Annotated in this window: 16 protein-coding genes; 8 read left to right on the top strand and 8 right to left on the bottom strand. The window is 62.8% G+C overall.

Annotated features, from left to right (window positions below; translation table 11 throughout):
* Nucleotides 1-32: 32 nt before the first annotated feature.
* Complete coding sequence (locus GGD40_RS30605; RefSeq protein ID WP_179746155.1) at nucleotides 33-1,328, bottom strand: MFS transporter; 1,296 nt, start codon at nucleotides 1,326-1,328, stop codon at nucleotides 33-35.
* Between the two features lie 149 nt (nucleotides 1,329-1,477).
* Between GGD40_RS30605 and GGD40_RS30600 the strand changes: the two genes are divergently transcribed.
* The 4 genes from GGD40_RS30600 (at nucleotide 1,478) to GGD40_RS30585 (ending at nucleotide 5,112) form a co-directional block, all read left to right on the top strand.
* Nucleotides 1,478-2,410, top strand: coding sequence for a LysR family transcriptional regulator (locus tag GGD40_RS30600; RefSeq protein WP_179746154.1), 933 nt, complete (start codon nucleotides 1,478-1,480; stop codon nucleotides 2,408-2,410).
* 252 nt (nucleotides 2,411-2,662) lie between these two features.
* Nucleotides 2,663-4,015, top strand: coding sequence for an epoxide hydrolase family protein (locus GGD40_RS30595; RefSeq protein ID WP_179746153.1), 1,353 nt, complete (start codon nucleotides 2,663-2,665; stop codon nucleotides 4,013-4,015).
* Nucleotides 4,016-4,283: 268 nt separating this feature from the next.
* The gene (locus GGD40_RS30590; RefSeq protein ID WP_179710575.1) at nucleotides 4,284-4,616 is read left to right on the top strand and encodes a DUF4148 domain-containing protein; all 333 of its coding nucleotides are present in this window, start codon (nucleotides 4,284-4,286) and stop codon (nucleotides 4,614-4,616) included.
* 79 nt (nucleotides 4,617-4,695) lie between these two features.
* Nucleotides 4,696-5,112, top strand: coding sequence for an organic hydroperoxide resistance protein (locus GGD40_RS30585; protein ID WP_179746152.1), 417 nt, complete (start codon nucleotides 4,696-4,698; stop codon nucleotides 5,110-5,112).
* Here GGD40_RS30585 and GGD40_RS30580 read toward each other — a convergent pair.
* Entirely contained in the window at nucleotides 5,109-6,038 is a 930-nt protein-coding gene (locus GGD40_RS30580; RefSeq protein ID WP_179746151.1) for a LysR family transcriptional regulator, read from the bottom strand. The genes GGD40_RS30585 and GGD40_RS30580 overlap by 4 nt on opposite strands.
* Before the next feature lie 142 nt (nucleotides 6,039-6,180).
* On the opposite strand from GGD40_RS30580, the gene GGD40_RS30575 reads away from it, so the two are divergent.
* Both GGD40_RS30575 and GGD40_RS30570 read left to right on the top strand, forming a co-directional pair.
* Nucleotides 6,181-6,825 (top strand): glutathione S-transferase family protein, encoded by a 645-nt coding sequence (locus GGD40_RS30575; RefSeq protein ID WP_179746150.1) that lies wholly within the window; start codon nucleotides 6,181-6,183, stop codon nucleotides 6,823-6,825.
* A 58-nt stretch (nucleotides 6,826-6,883) separates the two neighbouring features.
* A complete protein-coding gene (locus GGD40_RS30570) occupies nucleotides 6,884-8,947 on the top strand; it encodes a 2Fe-2S iron-sulfur cluster-binding protein (RefSeq protein ID WP_179746149.1) in 2,064 nt (687 codons plus the stop codon).
* Nucleotides 8,948-9,046: 99 nt separating this feature from the next.
* On the opposite strand, the gene GGD40_RS30565 is transcribed toward GGD40_RS30570, so the two are convergent.
* From GGD40_RS30565 to GGD40_RS30545, 5 genes are all read right to left on the bottom strand, one after another.
* Complete coding sequence (locus tag GGD40_RS30565; RefSeq protein ID WP_306456605.1) at nucleotides 9,047-9,319, bottom strand: zinc-binding dehydrogenase; 273 nt, start codon at nucleotides 9,317-9,319, stop codon at nucleotides 9,047-9,049.
* Entirely contained in the window at nucleotides 9,316-9,810 is a 495-nt protein-coding gene (locus GGD40_RS30560) for an Lrp/AsnC family transcriptional regulator (protein ID WP_179710584.1), read from the bottom strand. The genes GGD40_RS30565 and GGD40_RS30560 overlap by 4 nt, the downstream gene beginning before the upstream one ends.
* Before the next feature lie 44 nt (nucleotides 9,811-9,854).
* Nucleotides 9,855-10,580: a haloacid dehalogenase type II gene (locus GGD40_RS30555; protein ID WP_179710587.1), complete on the bottom strand. Its 726-nt coding sequence runs from the start codon at nucleotides 10,578-10,580 to the stop codon at nucleotides 9,855-9,857.
* Between the two features lie 26 nt (nucleotides 10,581-10,606).
* Entirely contained in the window at nucleotides 10,607-11,332 is a 726-nt protein-coding gene (locus GGD40_RS30550) for a haloacid dehalogenase type II (RefSeq protein ID WP_179710588.1), read from the bottom strand.
* A gap of 140 nt (nucleotides 11,333-11,472) precedes the next feature.
* Nucleotides 11,473-11,943, bottom strand: a complete 471-nt coding sequence (locus GGD40_RS30545; RefSeq protein WP_179710590.1) for a hypothetical protein — start codon at nucleotides 11,941-11,943, stop codon at nucleotides 11,473-11,475.
* Between the two features lie 357 nt (nucleotides 11,944-12,300).
* Between GGD40_RS30545 and GGD40_RS30540 the strand changes: the two genes are divergently transcribed.
* Nucleotides 12,301-13,179, top strand: coding sequence for an NAD(P)-dependent oxidoreductase (locus tag GGD40_RS30540; RefSeq protein ID WP_179710592.1), 879 nt, complete (start codon nucleotides 12,301-12,303; stop codon nucleotides 13,177-13,179).
* Between the two features lie 16 nt (nucleotides 13,180-13,195).
* Here GGD40_RS30540 and GGD40_RS30535 read toward each other — a convergent pair whose 3' ends face one another.
* Nucleotides 13,196-13,810 (bottom strand): 2-hydroxychromene-2-carboxylate isomerase, encoded by a 615-nt coding sequence (locus GGD40_RS30535; RefSeq protein WP_179747100.1) that lies wholly within the window; start codon nucleotides 13,808-13,810, stop codon nucleotides 13,196-13,198.
* A gap of 229 nt (nucleotides 13,811-14,039) precedes the next feature.
* Here GGD40_RS30535 and GGD40_RS30530 point away from each other — a divergent pair, with 229 nt between their 5' ends.
* The gene (locus tag GGD40_RS30530; protein WP_179746148.1) at nucleotides 14,040-14,786 is read left to right on the top strand and encodes an SDR family oxidoreductase; all 747 of its coding nucleotides are present in this window, start codon (nucleotides 14,040-14,042) and stop codon (nucleotides 14,784-14,786) included.
* Nucleotides 14,787-14,890: the final 104 nt, after the last annotated feature.

Below are 14,890 nucleotides of genomic sequence, written 5' to 3'. Positions count from 1 at the left end.
TTTATCGGCGCGGTTCGCGCCTGCGCATGGAATCACGTCGACAGTGACCGCTTAACGGCCAACAACCCATACAACAACCCTGCACCGCACAAAGCCAGCGCCGCCACGATCAACAGACCGAGATGCAGATTGCCGGTCGCCGTCTTGGCCCAGCCGATAATGGCCGGCCCCCAGAATCCACCGGACAGGCCGATCGTATTGATCAGCGCAATACCGCCTGCGGCTGCATCGCCTTTGATGTGTTCGGACGGGACCGCCCAGAACACGGTATAGGCCATCCAGAGCGAGGCCGTGGCAAGTGTCAGCAGCGCGAGCGTGACGAACAGATGGCCGTCGCTGAGCACCACCGCACACAACAACAACGCCGCGAGCAGCGCCGGCACCGAACTGTGATAGCGCCGTTCGCCGCGCGCATCCGAGCGACGGCCGATATAGACCATGCCGAACGCAGCGCCGATATAAGGAATCGCCGCGTACCAGCCGAGCCGGATGGTGTCGTCCACACCTTGCGATTTGACGATGGTGGGCAGCCAGAAGCTCATCGCATAGATCGACGCGATGATGCAGAAATAGGCACAAGCGAGCAGATAGATCTTCGGGTTGCGCGCTACGTCCCTGAACGAATGACGGCCCTCCGGGACCGGGCCCAGTTCGGCCGCGAGCAGACGCTTCTCGTCGTCGCTCAGCCAACTGGCGTCGGCGGGCCGGTCCGACAGCACGAACAGCGTCAGCACGCCCATCACGATGCAGGGCAAGCCTTCGGCGAGGAACATCCACTGCCAGCCGGCCAGACCGGCGGTGCCGGCGAGGCGCGTCATCAGCCAGGCCGACAAAGGGCCGCCGACAATCCCGCCGATCGGCCCGGCCAGAAACACAATCGCGATCGCCCGCGCCATACGCGTCGGACCGTACCAGCGCGATAGATAGAAGATCATGCCCGGCGCGAAACCGGCTTCGAAAATGCCGAGCAGAAAGCGCATGCCGTAGAACATCGGCACGTTGCGAACGAACAGCATGCAGGCCGACGTAATGCCCCATAGCACGAGGATGCGGAAAAACGTTTTACGCGCACCGATCTTCGGCAGCATCAGGTTGCTCGGCAACTCGAACAGCACGTAGCCGAGAAAGAAAATGCCGGCGCCGACACCGTAGGCGGCGTCGGAAAAACCGAGGTCGCTTTGCATCTGCAACTTCGCGAAGCCGACGTTCACGCGATCCAGATAAGCGAACAGATAGCAGACCAGCAGAAACGGCAGCAGCCGCCAGTTGAGCCGGTCATAAAGGGCGGACACTTCGTCGCCTGCGATTGCGGTCTGAGTTGCGGCCATTCCAGTCTCCGTTTCAACGTTGTATCCGGCTTATCGTGTGCAACCAGTTTGGCGACGCCGAATGCAACTAGCAACAGCAACTAAGTTCACGTATCGTTGCCCACAGAGCAACACTAGCCTCGGCCCCAACAGAAGCGAAACGCCCGACCATGCGCGAAATCAATCAGCAACGCCTGCGGTATTTCCATGAAGTGCTGACGCACGGCACGATTCGCGGCGCGGCGGACAGCCTCAACACGTCGCCGTCCGTGATTACGCGGCAGATCAGATTGCTGGAGGAGGAACTTGGCACGACGCTGTTCGAGCGTCAGGCGCGCGGCGTCAAGCCCACCGAGGCGGCGGCGCATCTGCTCGAGTTCTGGCGCGGCTACCGGTCGCAACAGGAGAAGCTCGAAGATCGGCTTCATGCGTTGAAGGGCCTGCAGCAGGGGAATGTGCAGTTGGCGATCAGCGAAGGCTATGTCGACATGCTGGTCGACGAAGTGCTCACGCCGTTCTGTGCGCGCTACCCGAAGCTGGAGATCGGCGTGCAGATGCTGCCCGTCGACGACCTGCTGAACGAAGTGGCGGAGAGCCGCGCGCATATCGGCCTCGCCTACAATCCGCCGCCCGATCCGCGTGTCGAGTATCGGGCGACTTCGGCGCAGCCCGTGGTGCTGCTGGTGCGGCCCACGCATCCGCTGGCGGTACGAGGTGGCGCGGCCAGTATTCACGAGGTGCTGGCTTATCCGCTGGCCTTGATGCCGGCCACCTTCGGCATCGGTCATGCGGCCAAGATGCTGGAGTTCGCCGAGAACATTGAAATACGGGCCACGCTCACCACGAATTCGCTGACCGGGCTCAAGCGGATCGTCGCGTCCGATAATTTCGTGACCCTGGTCGGCGAGTTCGCCGCGTATCGCGAGATCGCGGCCGGCGAGCTGACGATTGTGCCGATCGACCATCCCCTGTTTCGCGGCGCCAAAGCGCGCCTGCTTGTCAAATCCGGCCGTCCGCTGGTGGCCGCCGCGCATGAATTACTCGAGTGGATCTTGCGCCGCATGAGCATGTTCGCGGAGCCCGACGACGCCGAACGCGCGTAGGCACGCTGGCCTAGGCCCAGGCCCAGCTTGCCCCTTTGTATCGCAACGTATCTACTGGGTAGGTCGATACACACGCTTGCAGAAACCGCGCTTCACGGAAACAAGCGGGATACATCGGCGCGTTCCAATACGCCCACGCGGAGCGCACTCCGCGTGGCAGGTTGTCTCCACTCGTCCAGCGTTCTGCAACAGCAGCGCCTTCAGCGACGAGGCTCGTTCCGACAACCTGCCTTTCCTCCAATCGGAAATCGTATGCCTAACACCACCCTTCCCGAATCGCCGTCACGCCGTCGCTTTGTCGGCGTCGCGGCGGCGGCCGTTGCCGCGGGCTCGCTGAGTCAGCTCGCTTTTGCCGACGGCAATCAGGCCATCACCGACATCGCAGCGCCGGCGGGCGGCGACAAAACCGCGCTTCGTCCACTTCGCATCCACGTACCGGAATCGCAGCTCAGCGACTTGCGGCGACGCATCAAGGCGACGCGTTGGCCGGACCGGGAGATCGTCAACGACGACTCGCAAGGCGTGCCGCTCGCCACGATTCAGACGCTCGCGCAACATTGGGCCACCGACTACGACTGGCGCAAATGCGAGGCGAAACTGAACGCGCTGCCGAATTTCGTCACCGAAATCGACGGGCTCGACATTCACTTCATCCACGTCCGTTCGAAACACGAAAACGCGATGCCGCTGATCGTCACGCACGGCTGGCCTGGCTCGGTGATCGAACAGCTCAAGATCATCGATCCGCTGACCAATCCGACCGCGCATGGCGCGAGCGCATCGGACGCGTTTCATCTGGTCATTCCGTCATTGCCGGGCTACGGCTTTTCCGGCAAGCCCACCACGATCGGCTGGGGTCCGGAGCGCACCGCACGCGCGTGGGTGCTATTGATGAAGCGCCTCGGCTACGCGAAATTCGCCGCGCAAGGCGGCGATCTGGGCGGGATCGTGGCGAACGTCATGGCAAAGCAGGCGCCGCCGGAATTACTGGGCATTCACGTCAACTTCCCCGCGACGATTCCACCGGACATCGCCAAGGCGCTTCAGGTCAACGATCCGCCGCCCGCCAGTCTTTCCGCCGACGAAAGGCTTGCCTATGACCAGTTAAGCGCCTTGTCCAAGCGACGCGCCTACGCATTGGAGCAGGGCACGCGTCCGCAAACGCTCTACGGCCTGGCCGACTCGCCCATTGCCCTGGCCAGCTGGCTGCTCGACCACCCGGACGGCAATGGGCAACCCGCAGCGGCGCTCACGTCGGCCGTGTTCGGACGCACGATCAACGGACACGCCTCCGGCGACGTGACACTAAACGACGTGCTCGACGACATCACGCTGTACTGGCTGACGAATACGGGCGTTTCCGCGGCGCGCTTCTATTGGGAGTCGCATTTCAACTTTTACGCCGCCGCCGACGTCTCCGTTCCCGCCGCCGTGAGCGCCTTTCCCGGCGAGAACTATCAGGCGCCGAAAAGCTGGACGGAGCGGGCGTATCACAACCTGATCTATTACAACCGCCCCGAGAAAGGCGGCCACTTCGCCGCGTGGGAACAGCCGCAAATTTTCGCGGAAGAAGTCCGTGCGGGCTTAAGGCCGCTGCGCACTTAACGGGTTCAAAAACATGGCGCGGGCAGTCACTGTCCGCGCCATGTCCTCGCGCTCTGCCGATTCACCGCCTCATGAGTTTGTATCGCACTGTGTCCAGCGAAAACACAGACACACACCGATTCAAAACACCCCTCGACCGGACACAAGCCAGATACCTCCAGACGTTCAAATACACCCATGCCGAACACAGATGCATCGCCGGGCACAGCAGGCCCCGCAAGCACTGCAAGTTTCCGGCAGGCCCTATTCAACTCTCGAGGTATTCATCATGAAATCGTTCGCTCAAGTCGCTCAAGCCGCTCTCGTCGCCGTCGCGCTCGCCGCTCCGCTCGCTTCGTTCGCCCAGTCGAATCAACCCGTCACCCGTGCTCAGGTTCGCGCGGAACTGGTGCAACTGGAACAGGCCGGCTACAACCCGTCCCGCAGCGCGGACACGACCTATCCCGCCGACATCCTCGCCGCCGAGGCCCGCGTCGCCGCACAGAATCCCGCGAACACGGGCGTGGGCGGTACGCACAGCAGTTCGTCGGAATCCGGTGCGCGGTCCACTTCGCACGCGCAAGCGTTCGACGGTTTGAAGCCCGTTTATTTCGGCCAGTAAGTCATACGGCGGCCGTGGACGCGCCGCGCGCGGACAGGCCGCTGAGCCCGCCTCGCCAACTCAACAGGAGCAAACCATCATGACCCGCATCGAAAACGTGCTGTACACCGCGAAGACCCACACGACCGGCGGACGCGACGGCGTCGCACGCAGTTCGGACAACCGGCTCGACATCCAACTCTCATCCCCCGGCTCCTCGGGCGCGGGCACGAACCCGGAGCAACTGTTCGCGGCCGGCTGGTCGGCCTGCTTTATCGGCGCGATGGGTTTTGCCGCCCGCGCGTTGAAGGTGACGCTGCCCGCCGACACCCACGTCGATGCCGAAGTGGACCTCGGCACCACCGACGGCGCGTATTTCATCCAGGCGCGCCTGAACGTGAGCCTGCCCGGCCTCGCGCACGACGTGGCTCGGGCCGTGGTCGACCAGGCGCATCAAACCTGCCCGTATTCCAAAGCCACGCGCGGCAATGTAGACGTCACGATCACGCTCGTCTAAACCACCTCCGAGCGCGCCCCGGCCGTCGCCTCCCACTGCGCCCTGACCGCGTCGATCAGCACCCTGACCTTGCGCGACGGAAACTTCGTCGCGGGAAAAATCGCCTGAATGCTGGCCGGCGCCGTCGTCCAGCCGTCGAGCAAGCGCACCAGGCGGCCCGCCGCGACGTCGTGCGCGATCGAGAAATCGGTGAGCAGCGCGACGCCGCCGCCCGCGAGCGTCGCCGCCCGGCACGCCGTGGCGGTATTGGTCAGAAACGCGCTCGGGTAACGCAGGCTGTCCTTGCGTCCATCGCGATGCTCCAGCGCCACCGACAAAGGCCGCGGCAACGTGGCCACCGCGACATACGGCATGCCGGCGAGCGTCGCCAGTTCCGTGTGCTCGCCGTCGGCGCCGGCCACCGCCGGACTCGCCACCATCCACTTGACGAACTCACCGATCTTCACCGCGCGGTAGTTCGAATCGGCGAGCCGCCCTAACCGGATCGCCACGTCGATCCCCTCGCCCACCAGGTCGACGTATTGATCGACGCATTGCAGATCGACCTCCAGCTCCGGATGCGCGCGCCGCATCTCCACCAGCGCCGGCGCCACGAACAGCGAGCCGTAGTCGATCGGCGCATTCACACGCAGCGTGCCGCGCAACGGTCCGACCTCGCCCGCGATCGCCGATAAGCCCTCTTCGGCCGCACGCAGCACCAGACAACTGGCGTCATAGAAGGTCCGGCCCGCTTCGGTCACATTGAGCCGCCGTGTGGTCCGCACCAGCAGGCTGGCGCCCACCTCCGCCTCCAGCCGCTGCATGTGTTTGCTGACCATGGTTTTCGCGAGGCCGAGCCGCTCGCCCGCGCCGGTCAGCGAGCCGGCTTCCACCACGGCCACGAACACCGCCAGCCGGTTGAGATTCACGTCGCGTACGTCAGCCATGACCGATTGTCCATTATCAGGGGATTATGTTTCGCCAATTATCCCCCTTACGGAACCGATCGGCACTGACTACTCTTCAGGTTAAGCATCGATACAGCATTTTTTCGACGCCAGCCCATCTCAACTTTTTCGGATCCACATCATGCCTACCACGCAACCCGCAGCCCCCATCCGCCTTCACACGACGCTGCTGTCGGGTCACGGTCATCGCGTCAGGCAATTCCTCACGATGCTGGGTCTGCCGTTCGAGATCGTGCCGATCGACATGAAAGCCGGCGACAACCGCCGCCCCGAATTTCTCGCCATCAGCCCGTTCGGCCAGGTGCCGGTGATCGAAGACGGCGACGTCGTGCTGTTCGATTCGACGGCGATCCTCGTGTATCTGGCGAAGCGCTACGGCGACGCGTCGTGGCTGCCCACCGATCCGCTGGGTGCGGCCGCCGTGCAACGCTGGTTGTCGCTCGCCTCTGGCCAGATCGCTTATGGCCCGTGCCGCGCGCGGCTCGTGACGGTATTCGGCGCGCCCTACGATCACGAGACCGCCAAGTCGATCGCGGTGAATCTGTTCAACGTGATCGAAGCGGAATTCGCCCACAAGCGCTTCGCGGCCGGCGACGAACCGACCATCGCCGATATCGCCGCGCACGCTTATATCGCGCATGCGCCGGAAGGCGGGGTCTCGCTGGAGCCGTATCCGAATCTGCGCGCCTGGCTGCGACGTGTCGAGGCGCTGCCGGGTTTCGTCGCGATGCCGGCGAGCAAGGCCGGTTTGCTGGCCGACGCTTGATGCGCTGAACCAGCCGTCCACTCACCCGTTTTTCGCCGCGACGCGCAGAGGCTCTCTCATGTCCGATGTCTACATTCCCCTCGCCGATCTCTCAACGCCGGGTTCACCGTTTCACGCGGGCGAACTGGCGGTGCAGGCGCGCGCCGGTGTGGCCGACTTTGCGAACTCGGTTGGCCGTCGCAGCATTCGCACCGAAATGCCGGAGCAGCATCAACTGTTTTTCGCGGAGCGGCCGTTCATGGTGCTGGGCGGGATCGACGCTTCGGGTCAGCCGTGGGCGACATTGCGCGTCGGCGCGCCGGGCTTCGTGTCGGCGCTGGACGCGCGCACGCTGCGCATTGCCGGTAGCGCGCTGCCCGGCGATCCGCTGGCCGGCACGTGGCGAGTCGGCGCGATGATCGGTGGGCTCGGCGTACAACCGGAAACGCGCCGCCGCAATCGCGTGAATGGCGTGATTACGTCGCTCGATGAGCAGGCCATCACGCTGAGCGTCAGCCAAAGCTTCGGCAATTGTCCGAAGTACATTCAGAGCCGCACGCCGACTTTCGTGCCGCGCGATGCAAACGAGCAACTGCTGCCGCCAAGCCGCGCGACGACGCTGAGCGACGCCGATCGCGTCCTGCTGCAAAACGCGGACACGTTTTTCATTGCGAGCGCCAACGGCGCGGACAATGCCGGCTCGGCACGCGGCGTGGATGTGTCGCATCGCGGCGGCATGCCGGGCTTCGTGCATATCGACGCGGCCGGCACGCTGACGGTGCCTGACTTCAGCGGCAACCGTTTTTTCAACACGCTCGGCAACCTGGTGCACGATCCGCGCGCAGGCTTGCTGTTCGTCGATTTCGCGAACGGCGATCTCGTCTATATCGCGGTCGATACGGAAATCATCTGGGACGGCGCGGAACTCGCCAACGTGGCCGGTGCGGAACGGCTGATGCGCTTTCGTGTGCGCGAAGTGCGGCGCACGCCGGGCGTGTTGCCCTTTCGCTGGTCGCCGGTCGAGTACGCGTCGCAATTCGCGTCGATGCGCAGCGAACCTGCGGCGGTAAAAGCCGAGAATCCTGCGAACGTATGGCACACCTTCAACGTGGTCGACGTGCAAGAAGAAACGCCGGGAATTCGCTCGTTCTATCTGCAGGCAGCGGACGGCCGCAGTCTGCCCGCGTTCGAACCGGGCCAGTATTTGCCGATCCGGATTCCTCTGGCGGGCAGCGTTCAGCCACTGGTGCGCACGTACACGCTGTCCGCCGCGAGCGACGGTTTGCGCTACCGGATTTCGGTGAAGCGCGAGGGCGTCGCGTCGACGTGGTTGCATGAGCACTCCACCGTGGGTACCCAGGTTCAGGTACGCACGCCGCGCGGCGCGTTCACCTTCGACGCGGCGAGTCCGCGGCCTGTGGTGTTGCTGTCGGCAGGCATCGGCATTACGCCGATGACGGCGATTCTGCACAGCCTGATCGCGGCACGCTCAACCCGGCCGGTGTACTTCGTTCACGGCGCTCGTACTTCGCAGGACCGGCCTTTCGCGGACGTATTGCAGCAGATCGCGTCGGCGCATCCGCAGGTCGCGGTGCACCTTCTGAACAGCGCGGGCGATTCGTCGGTGGCCGCGCTAGATGGCACACGCGCCGGCCGCGTCGAAATCGACATGGTGAAACGGCTGCTGCCGTTCGACGACTACGACTTCTATCTGTGCGGACCCGCCGCTTTCATGAGTGCCCTCTACAACGGCTTACGGGCGTTGAATGTACCGGATGAACGCATCCGTTTCGAGGCTTTCGGACCGGCCAGCGTGAAGCGCACGCCGACCATTTCCGCCGCCTCGGCGCCCACTGCTTCGACCGTACCGGCGCACACCGCTGAAGTGATCTTCTCGCGCTCGCAACGCACGGTGCAGTGGTCCGCACAGGACGGCACATTGCTGGAGTTGGCCGAAGCCAACGGCATACCGGTCGAATCGAGTTGCCGGATCGGTGAATGCGGCACCTGTTCGACACGTCTGCAAAAAGGCCGTGTCGCCTATCAGAGCGAGGTCGCGGCGGATATCGAAGCGGGCTGCGCGTTGTTGTGCGTCGGCAGGCCGGATGCGGCGGAATCCGGCGCGGTGGTGCTCGATCTTTAGGACACTGGCGGCGTCGCGGACCTCGACCCCGGCAACCCAACACCGGGCGTCGAGGTGACGCTCGACAACCCTCCTGGCTTATAGCGTGTGCGTATAACGTCACACGATATCGACCACTACCTTGCCGCGTGCGCTGCGATCGGTGATCGCGTCGTAGCCTTGTTCCGCCGTGTCGAGATCGAAACGGCGCGGATCGAGCCGCGGTGTCAGTTGACCCGCTTCGGCGAGACGCGTCGCTTCGCCCAGCATCTCGCCGTGATGCGCGCGATGTTCACCGGTCAGCAACGCATGCAGCGTGAATGAAAGGCCGCTGCCGAATACGGCGCGTACGCGCCGTCCGCTCAAACGGAAAACGTCGGCGACCGGCGTCATGCCTCATCCGTCAGCAACCGTTCGAGCGGCGCGGCATGCTTGACGAACGGCGAACGAATGACGATATAGCTGAAGTACTTTTCGATCCCAAGGTTCAGATCCAGCAGCTTCTCGACCACCTCCTGATAGTGGCCGATGTTGCCCACCAGAAACTTCAGCAGATAGTCGTAGCCGCCGCTGACCAGATGGCATTCGGTGATCTCGTCGATGTCATGCACGTTCGCTTCGAACCGGATGAAGTCTTCACGACGATGGTCTTTCAGCATCACCTCCGTGAAGACGGTCACCGTGCTCGTCAATTTCGACAGGTTGATATGCGCGCCGTACCCCGAGATCACGCCGGACGCCTCGAGCCGTTTGACACGCTGAAGGCACGGACTCGGCGAGAGTCCCACCGCATTCGCCAGATTCGCGTTCGTGATGTTGCCGTTCTTTTGCAGCTCCGCCAGGATCTTGATGTCGATCCTGTCCAGTTTTTGTCGAATGGTCATGTCGTGCTCTCGCGTCGGCTGATGCTGCTGGCTGCGTGATCCGCTTACCCTTTACTGAGTTCTTCATGGTGCGCCTTCACCAGTTGCGCCATGCTGGTCCACTTGAACTCGACCGCGGGTTCACCCATCGTGCGAACGGTCGCGCCAAAGCCGCGCTGTTCGAAGCGGCGGTAGATCCAGCAGGATCGGAGTCCGAGTTCGCTGCACGGTTGAAGATCGTGAAACTGGCTGTCCGCGACATGCAGCACTTCGTCCTTGCGCACGCCGAGCGACGGCAGAAGATCGAGCATGTAGTCGAAATTGCGGCGCGCCGGCTTATACGAACCCACGTCTTCGGCGGTGATGACCGCGTCGAAATCGACCTGCAACTTCGCGTTGCTATGCGCGAAGCTCTCATTGTCCACATTCGACAACACCACCAGCTTGAAGTACTTCTTCAGGTATTGCAGCGTGCTCGCGGAGTCGGGAAACGCGGGCCATTGTTTCACCGATTGCCCGTAGGCTGCGGCTTCGCTTGCGGCGGCGTGGACACCCCATTCTTCCGCCAGCCGCCTGAACACGACGGCAAGCAGATCGCTATACGGCATCTCCGGCGTATAGCGCTGCTGCTGCGATTCATGACGCGCGTGCGCTTCGAGTACCTCGTCGCGCGTCAACGGCTTGCCGGCGCGTTCGACCAACGGCGCGAGCGCGGCCGTAATACCGCGCTCCCAGTCGATCAACGTGCCGTAACAATCGAAGGTAAGCGCCCTGAAATCCGTGAGTCGCATCGCGGCCTCCCCAAGAGTCGTCGCCATTACTTTTGCAGCAGAGCGTCCTGATGCGCCTTGACCAGATCGGCCATGCTGTCGAAGCGGAAGTCCACCTTCGGCTGCAAGCCCGGATTCATGGTGGCGCCGAACCCCTCTTGCCCATGGCGGCGATAAATCCAGCACGATGCAAGACCGAACCCGTTCGCCGGCTTGTGATCGTGGAACAGGCTTTCGGCCGTATGCAGAATCTTGTCTTTCGCGATGCCGCGCTCGCCGAGCTTCTCCAGCATGTAATCGAAATTGCGCGGCGACGGCTTGTACGAACCCACGTCTTCGGCGGTGAAGATCGCGTCGAACTCCACCTGCAATTTCGCGTTGCTATGCGCGAAGCTCTCATTGTCCACATTCGACAGAATCACGAGCTTGTAGTACTTCTTCAGGTACTGCAGTGCGGCGGCCGAGTCGTCGAACGCCGGCCAGTTCTGCACCGACCGGCCATACGCGACGCAATCGGCGAGCGTGAACGGCACTTGCCATTCCTCGGCGAGCCGTTTGTAGACAATCGGCAGCAGGTCCCGATAGCGCCTGGCCGGCGTGTACTTCTGTTGCGACGATTCGTGCCGCGCGTGCGCCTCCAGCACCTGATCGCGCGTCAGCGGTGGCTTGACGCGTTCCAGAAGCGGCCGCAGCCCCTCGAAAATGCCGGTTTCCCAATCGATCAACGTTCCGTAACAGTCGAACGTCAACGTATTGAAGTCGGTGAGATTCATGCCAGGTCCTCTTGTGGGTTCACAGAATGAACTCACAGTGTATTGACTCGTGGCAGCAGGGGTAGCCGAAGTGAAGAGCGCCAGCGGCAGCCGGTTTCGCGCGAGAGCGGCCGGACAGCAGATTCTGCTGTCCATCGGGCTTATTTGAACGGCGCCTTTTCCGGCTCGGCCGCGTACTTGTCGCGGATCGCGTTCACGCAGGTGGTGAAGCGCGTGCGGAAACCGACGGGGTCGACGCTCGGCGGCCGCAGTCCGTCGGAGGTCACGGTCCAGCCGTCGGCGGTACGGGTGGCATCGAGATCGAAGGACTCGCCCGGCTCGTCTTCGAGAATCACCGTCTCCCGCACGTCGCGGCCTCCCGCGCGGATGATCGCCTGGCACGCCTGACGCAAACGGCCGGTGGTATGCGTATTGCCGGCGCCCGGGGCCAGGTTCTCCGGCACGGCGCCGTACATTCGGATTGACTGGAACTGGGCCGGCGTGCCGGCGGTCACGAAGGCGATGTCGGTATCCGACATGCCGTCACTGCAAGCGGTGAGGCCGCCGGCAATCGCAGCCAGCATGAAGCAGGCAAGCGCGCGCCGGGATCTCGGGAGGGTGTGGCGTAGCATGGTCGGTCCAGATACTCGCGGTATGTTGTTGTAAGTGTCTTGCGGTGGTGTCTTGCAGTGGCCGGAACCCCGGAACAGCATCAACGAGACCATCTCGATCTCGCCCGGTCCAATGCGGCAGTAAGGATAGCCGATAGCGATGTCAACGATCTAGCTATCCACATCAAACGAATGCGACGCGGAGGCGGCGGTGCCGTCCGCGGCAGGCCTTGAGTACGGGGAAAAGGTGAGCGCGCCTCACCTGTCGTCAAAATTTTTTCCTTTGCCGCCGCACGCCGTACCTGACATGATTCTTTCGATAAGCGCCGGATGATCTCGCATTCCGAACCCGGTTGCGGACCGGCAACGGAGATGAGCATGGATCTGGGTTTCATCGGTATCGGTGTCATGGGCCAGCCTATGGCGCTCAATCTGATCCGGGCGGGCACACCGCTGACCGTCTGGAGTCGATCGCTCGACCGCATCGAACCGCTGCACGCACTGGGCGCAACGGTGGCGGCCAGCCCGGGCGACGTGTTCAGGCGAACCTCGGTTGTGATTCTGATGCTCGCTCACGGCGACGCCATCGACTCGGTACTCGGCCGCGGCACACCTGAATTCGAGGCCAACGTCGCTCAGCACACGATCCTGCATATGGGCACGACCTCGCCCGAGTACTCGCGCGCGCTCGAAGCCGACATTCGCGCCGCGGGCGGCTTCTATGTGGAAGCACCGGTGTCCGGTTCGAGGAAACCCGCCGAAGCGGGTGAACTCGTGGCCATGCTGGCCGGCGACGCCAACGTGATCGAAGCAGTCCGCGCGCTGCTCAAGCCCGTCTGTCGCGAGACCTTTGTCTGTGGACCCGTGCCGAACGCTTTGCTGATGAAGTTGGCGGTCAACATCTTTCTGATTACCTCGATGACCGGGCTCGCCGAGGCGGCTCACTTTGCCGACCATCATGGCTTGGACATGCAGCAATTTCGCGCGGTGGTCGATGCGGGGCAAATGGCTAGCAGCATTTCCCGCGTCAAGTCGCTCAAGCTGGTGGCTCGCGATTTCGCGGTTCAAGCGTCGATCACCGACGTTCTGAAGAACAATCGGCTCATTGCCGAAGCCGCGCGAGAAGCCAAAGTCGCATCGCCATTGTTGGACGTGTGCTATGCGCTATTCGCCGAGACCCACGCATTGGGATACGACAAGGACGACATGATTGCGGTGGTCCGAGCGCTTGAAGCGCGGACTGACTCGCAAAGCTGATCGCGCTGTCGTCGTGTCATCGAGCGGCTAGCGATATCGCGTCCTCTAAACGATCGTTGCCCCAGAACATTTCTTCGCCGACAAAGAACGTCGGTGCGCCGAAAATACCGCGCCGTACCGCCTCGTCCGTTTGCGCGCGCATATCGCGCTTGTTTTGCTCGGACAGTGCGGCGGCGACGATCGCTTCCGCCGGCAAATCGAGCTCGCTCAGCGCTCGTGCGACCACGTCCGGATCGTCGATATGCCTGTCATCGACGAAGTTGATTTGCATCATCCGTTTGCAGAACGCCCCGCTCCAATGTTGCTGCGCACCAACCAGCGCGACGCGCAGGGGGAGAAGCGCCCGGCGCGGAAACTCGCTGGGTTGGGTCCAGGGCAGGCCGTATTTCCCGCACTGGCGAGCCATATCGCGCCATACGTAAGCGCCCTTCTCTTTCTGCAATACGAACGGCGAGTTGTCCCAGCCAAACGACCTGAAGATCGCACCCAATAGAAACGGACGCCATTCGATCGCGACGTCGCGTTGCTGCGCCAACGCTTCGATGCGCATCATGCTCAGGTAGCTGTAAGTGCTGCCGAAATCGAACCAGAACTGCATGGAACGGCGCGTCGTGAGATCGGGGCTTGTCATGGGTTCTCCGAAGCCAGACTTTGTCCGCGAATTATAGGCGCCGTCGGGCAGCTTCAATGCTCGCCAGGACTCTGCGCCCCATTTTTAAAGCGCCGCGATTGTTGAGCCAGGTGAAACGGTGCATTCATTTCCAGGTGCTTTATCGATTCAATACGTTCGTCCATATTACGTCCACACCGATGCCTCCCCAACAACGGGCATCGCCACCTTCCCCTTTGAGAGACACATCATGAAAACGACTGGCAACACGATTCTTATCACCGGCGGCGGTTCGGGCATTGGCCGCGGTCTCGCTGAAGCGTTCCACCGGCTCGGCAATCAGGTCATCATTGCGGGCCGGCGCCGCGCGAATCTCGACGAAACCATCGCCGCCAATCCGGGCATGCAGGCGATTGAGCTCGATATCGGCGATCCTCAGAGCATTGCTGCGGCAGCTCGTGACGTGGTCGCCAAGTGGCCCTCGCTGAACGTGCTGATCAACAACGCCGGCGTGATGCATATCGACGATCTCAGCCAGCCGGTCGATGACGCGATGCTGGTGTCCACGCTGACCACCAACGTGATGGGTCCGATCCGGCTGACGGGTGCGCTCGTTGAACATTTGAAGCAGCAGGGCGACGCGACCATCGTCAACGTGTCGTCGGTACTCGGTTTCGTGCCGATGGCGATTGCCGGCGTCTACTCGTCGACGAAAGCCGCGATGCATTCGTATACGCAATCGCTGCGTTACAAACTGAAAGACACGTCGGTACGCGTGGTCGAAATTGCACCGCCGTGGGTTCAAACCGACCTGCTGAACAGCAAGAACGAACCGCGCGCCATGCCGCTCGCGCCGTTCATCGAGCAAACCATGCACGAACTCGGCACGGATGCAGAGGAAGCGCTGGTCGACGTGGCCCGGCCGCTGCGCAACAACGCCGGCCCGAACGAAGCGGCTTTCGTTACGCAGTTCAACGACATGTTCGCCGGCGCCTGACGCGCTTTTCAGCAACTGGCTCCGCATGTCGAACTCGATTGATTCGAGCTCACACGGCTCGGACGAGCGGATGCCATAATCCGCTCGTCCGTCTTTTTCAATGG

The organism is Paraburkholderia bryophila, assembly GCF_013409255.1.
Taxonomy (GTDB): Bacteria; Pseudomonadota; Gammaproteobacteria; order Burkholderiales; family Burkholderiaceae; genus Paraburkholderia.
This window is presented reverse-complemented; position numbering and strand designations above follow the sequence as displayed.

Coding starts and splice junctions, on each gene's coding strand:
- GGD40_RS30605 (WP_179746155.1), bottom strand. CDS start 1,328: ATGGCCGCAACTCAGACCGCAATCGCAGGCGACGAAGTGTCCGCCCTT.
- GGD40_RS30600 (WP_179746154.1), top strand. CDS start 1,478: ATGCGCGAAATCAATCAGCAACGCCTGCGGTATTTCCATGAAGTGCTG.
- GGD40_RS30595 (WP_179746153.1), top strand. CDS start 2,663: ATGCCTAACACCACCCTTCCCGAATCGCCGTCACGCCGTCGCTTTGTC.
- GGD40_RS30590 (WP_179710575.1), top strand. CDS start 4,284: ATGAAATCGTTCGCTCAAGTCGCTCAAGCCGCTCTCGTCGCCGTCGCG.
- GGD40_RS30585 (WP_179746152.1), top strand. CDS start 4,696: ATGACCCGCATCGAAAACGTGCTGTACACCGCGAAGACCCACACGACC.
- GGD40_RS30580 (WP_179746151.1), bottom strand. CDS start 6,038: ATGGCTGACGTACGCGACGTGAATCTCAACCGGCTGGCGGTGTTCGTG.
- GGD40_RS30575 (WP_179746150.1), top strand. CDS start 6,181: ATGCCTACCACGCAACCCGCAGCCCCCATCCGCCTTCACACGACGCTG.
- GGD40_RS30570 (WP_179746149.1), top strand. CDS start 6,884: ATGTCCGATGTCTACATTCCCCTCGCCGATCTCTCAACGCCGGGTTCA.
- GGD40_RS30565 (WP_306456605.1), bottom strand. CDS start 9,319: ATGACGCCGGTCGCCGACGTTTTCCGTTTGAGCGGACGGCGCGTACGC.
- GGD40_RS30560 (WP_179710584.1), bottom strand. CDS start 9,810: ATGACCATTCGACAAAAACTGGACAGGATCGACATCAAGATCCTGGCG.
- GGD40_RS30555 (WP_179710587.1), bottom strand. CDS start 10,580: ATGCGACTCACGGATTTCAGGGCGCTTACCTTCGATTGTTACGGCACG.
- GGD40_RS30550 (WP_179710588.1), bottom strand. CDS start 11,332: ATGAATCTCACCGACTTCAATACGTTGACGTTCGACTGTTACGGAACG.
- GGD40_RS30545 (WP_179710590.1), bottom strand. CDS start 11,943: ATGCTACGCCACACCCTCCCGAGATCCCGGCGCGCGCTTGCCTGCTTC.
- GGD40_RS30540 (WP_179710592.1), top strand. CDS start 12,301: ATGGATCTGGGTTTCATCGGTATCGGTGTCATGGGCCAGCCTATGGCG.
- GGD40_RS30535 (WP_179747100.1), bottom strand. CDS start 13,810: ATGACAAGCCCCGATCTCACGACGCGCCGTTCCATGCAGTTCTGGTTC.
- GGD40_RS30530 (WP_179746148.1), top strand. CDS start 14,040: ATGAAAACGACTGGCAACACGATTCTTATCACCGGCGGCGGTTCGGGC.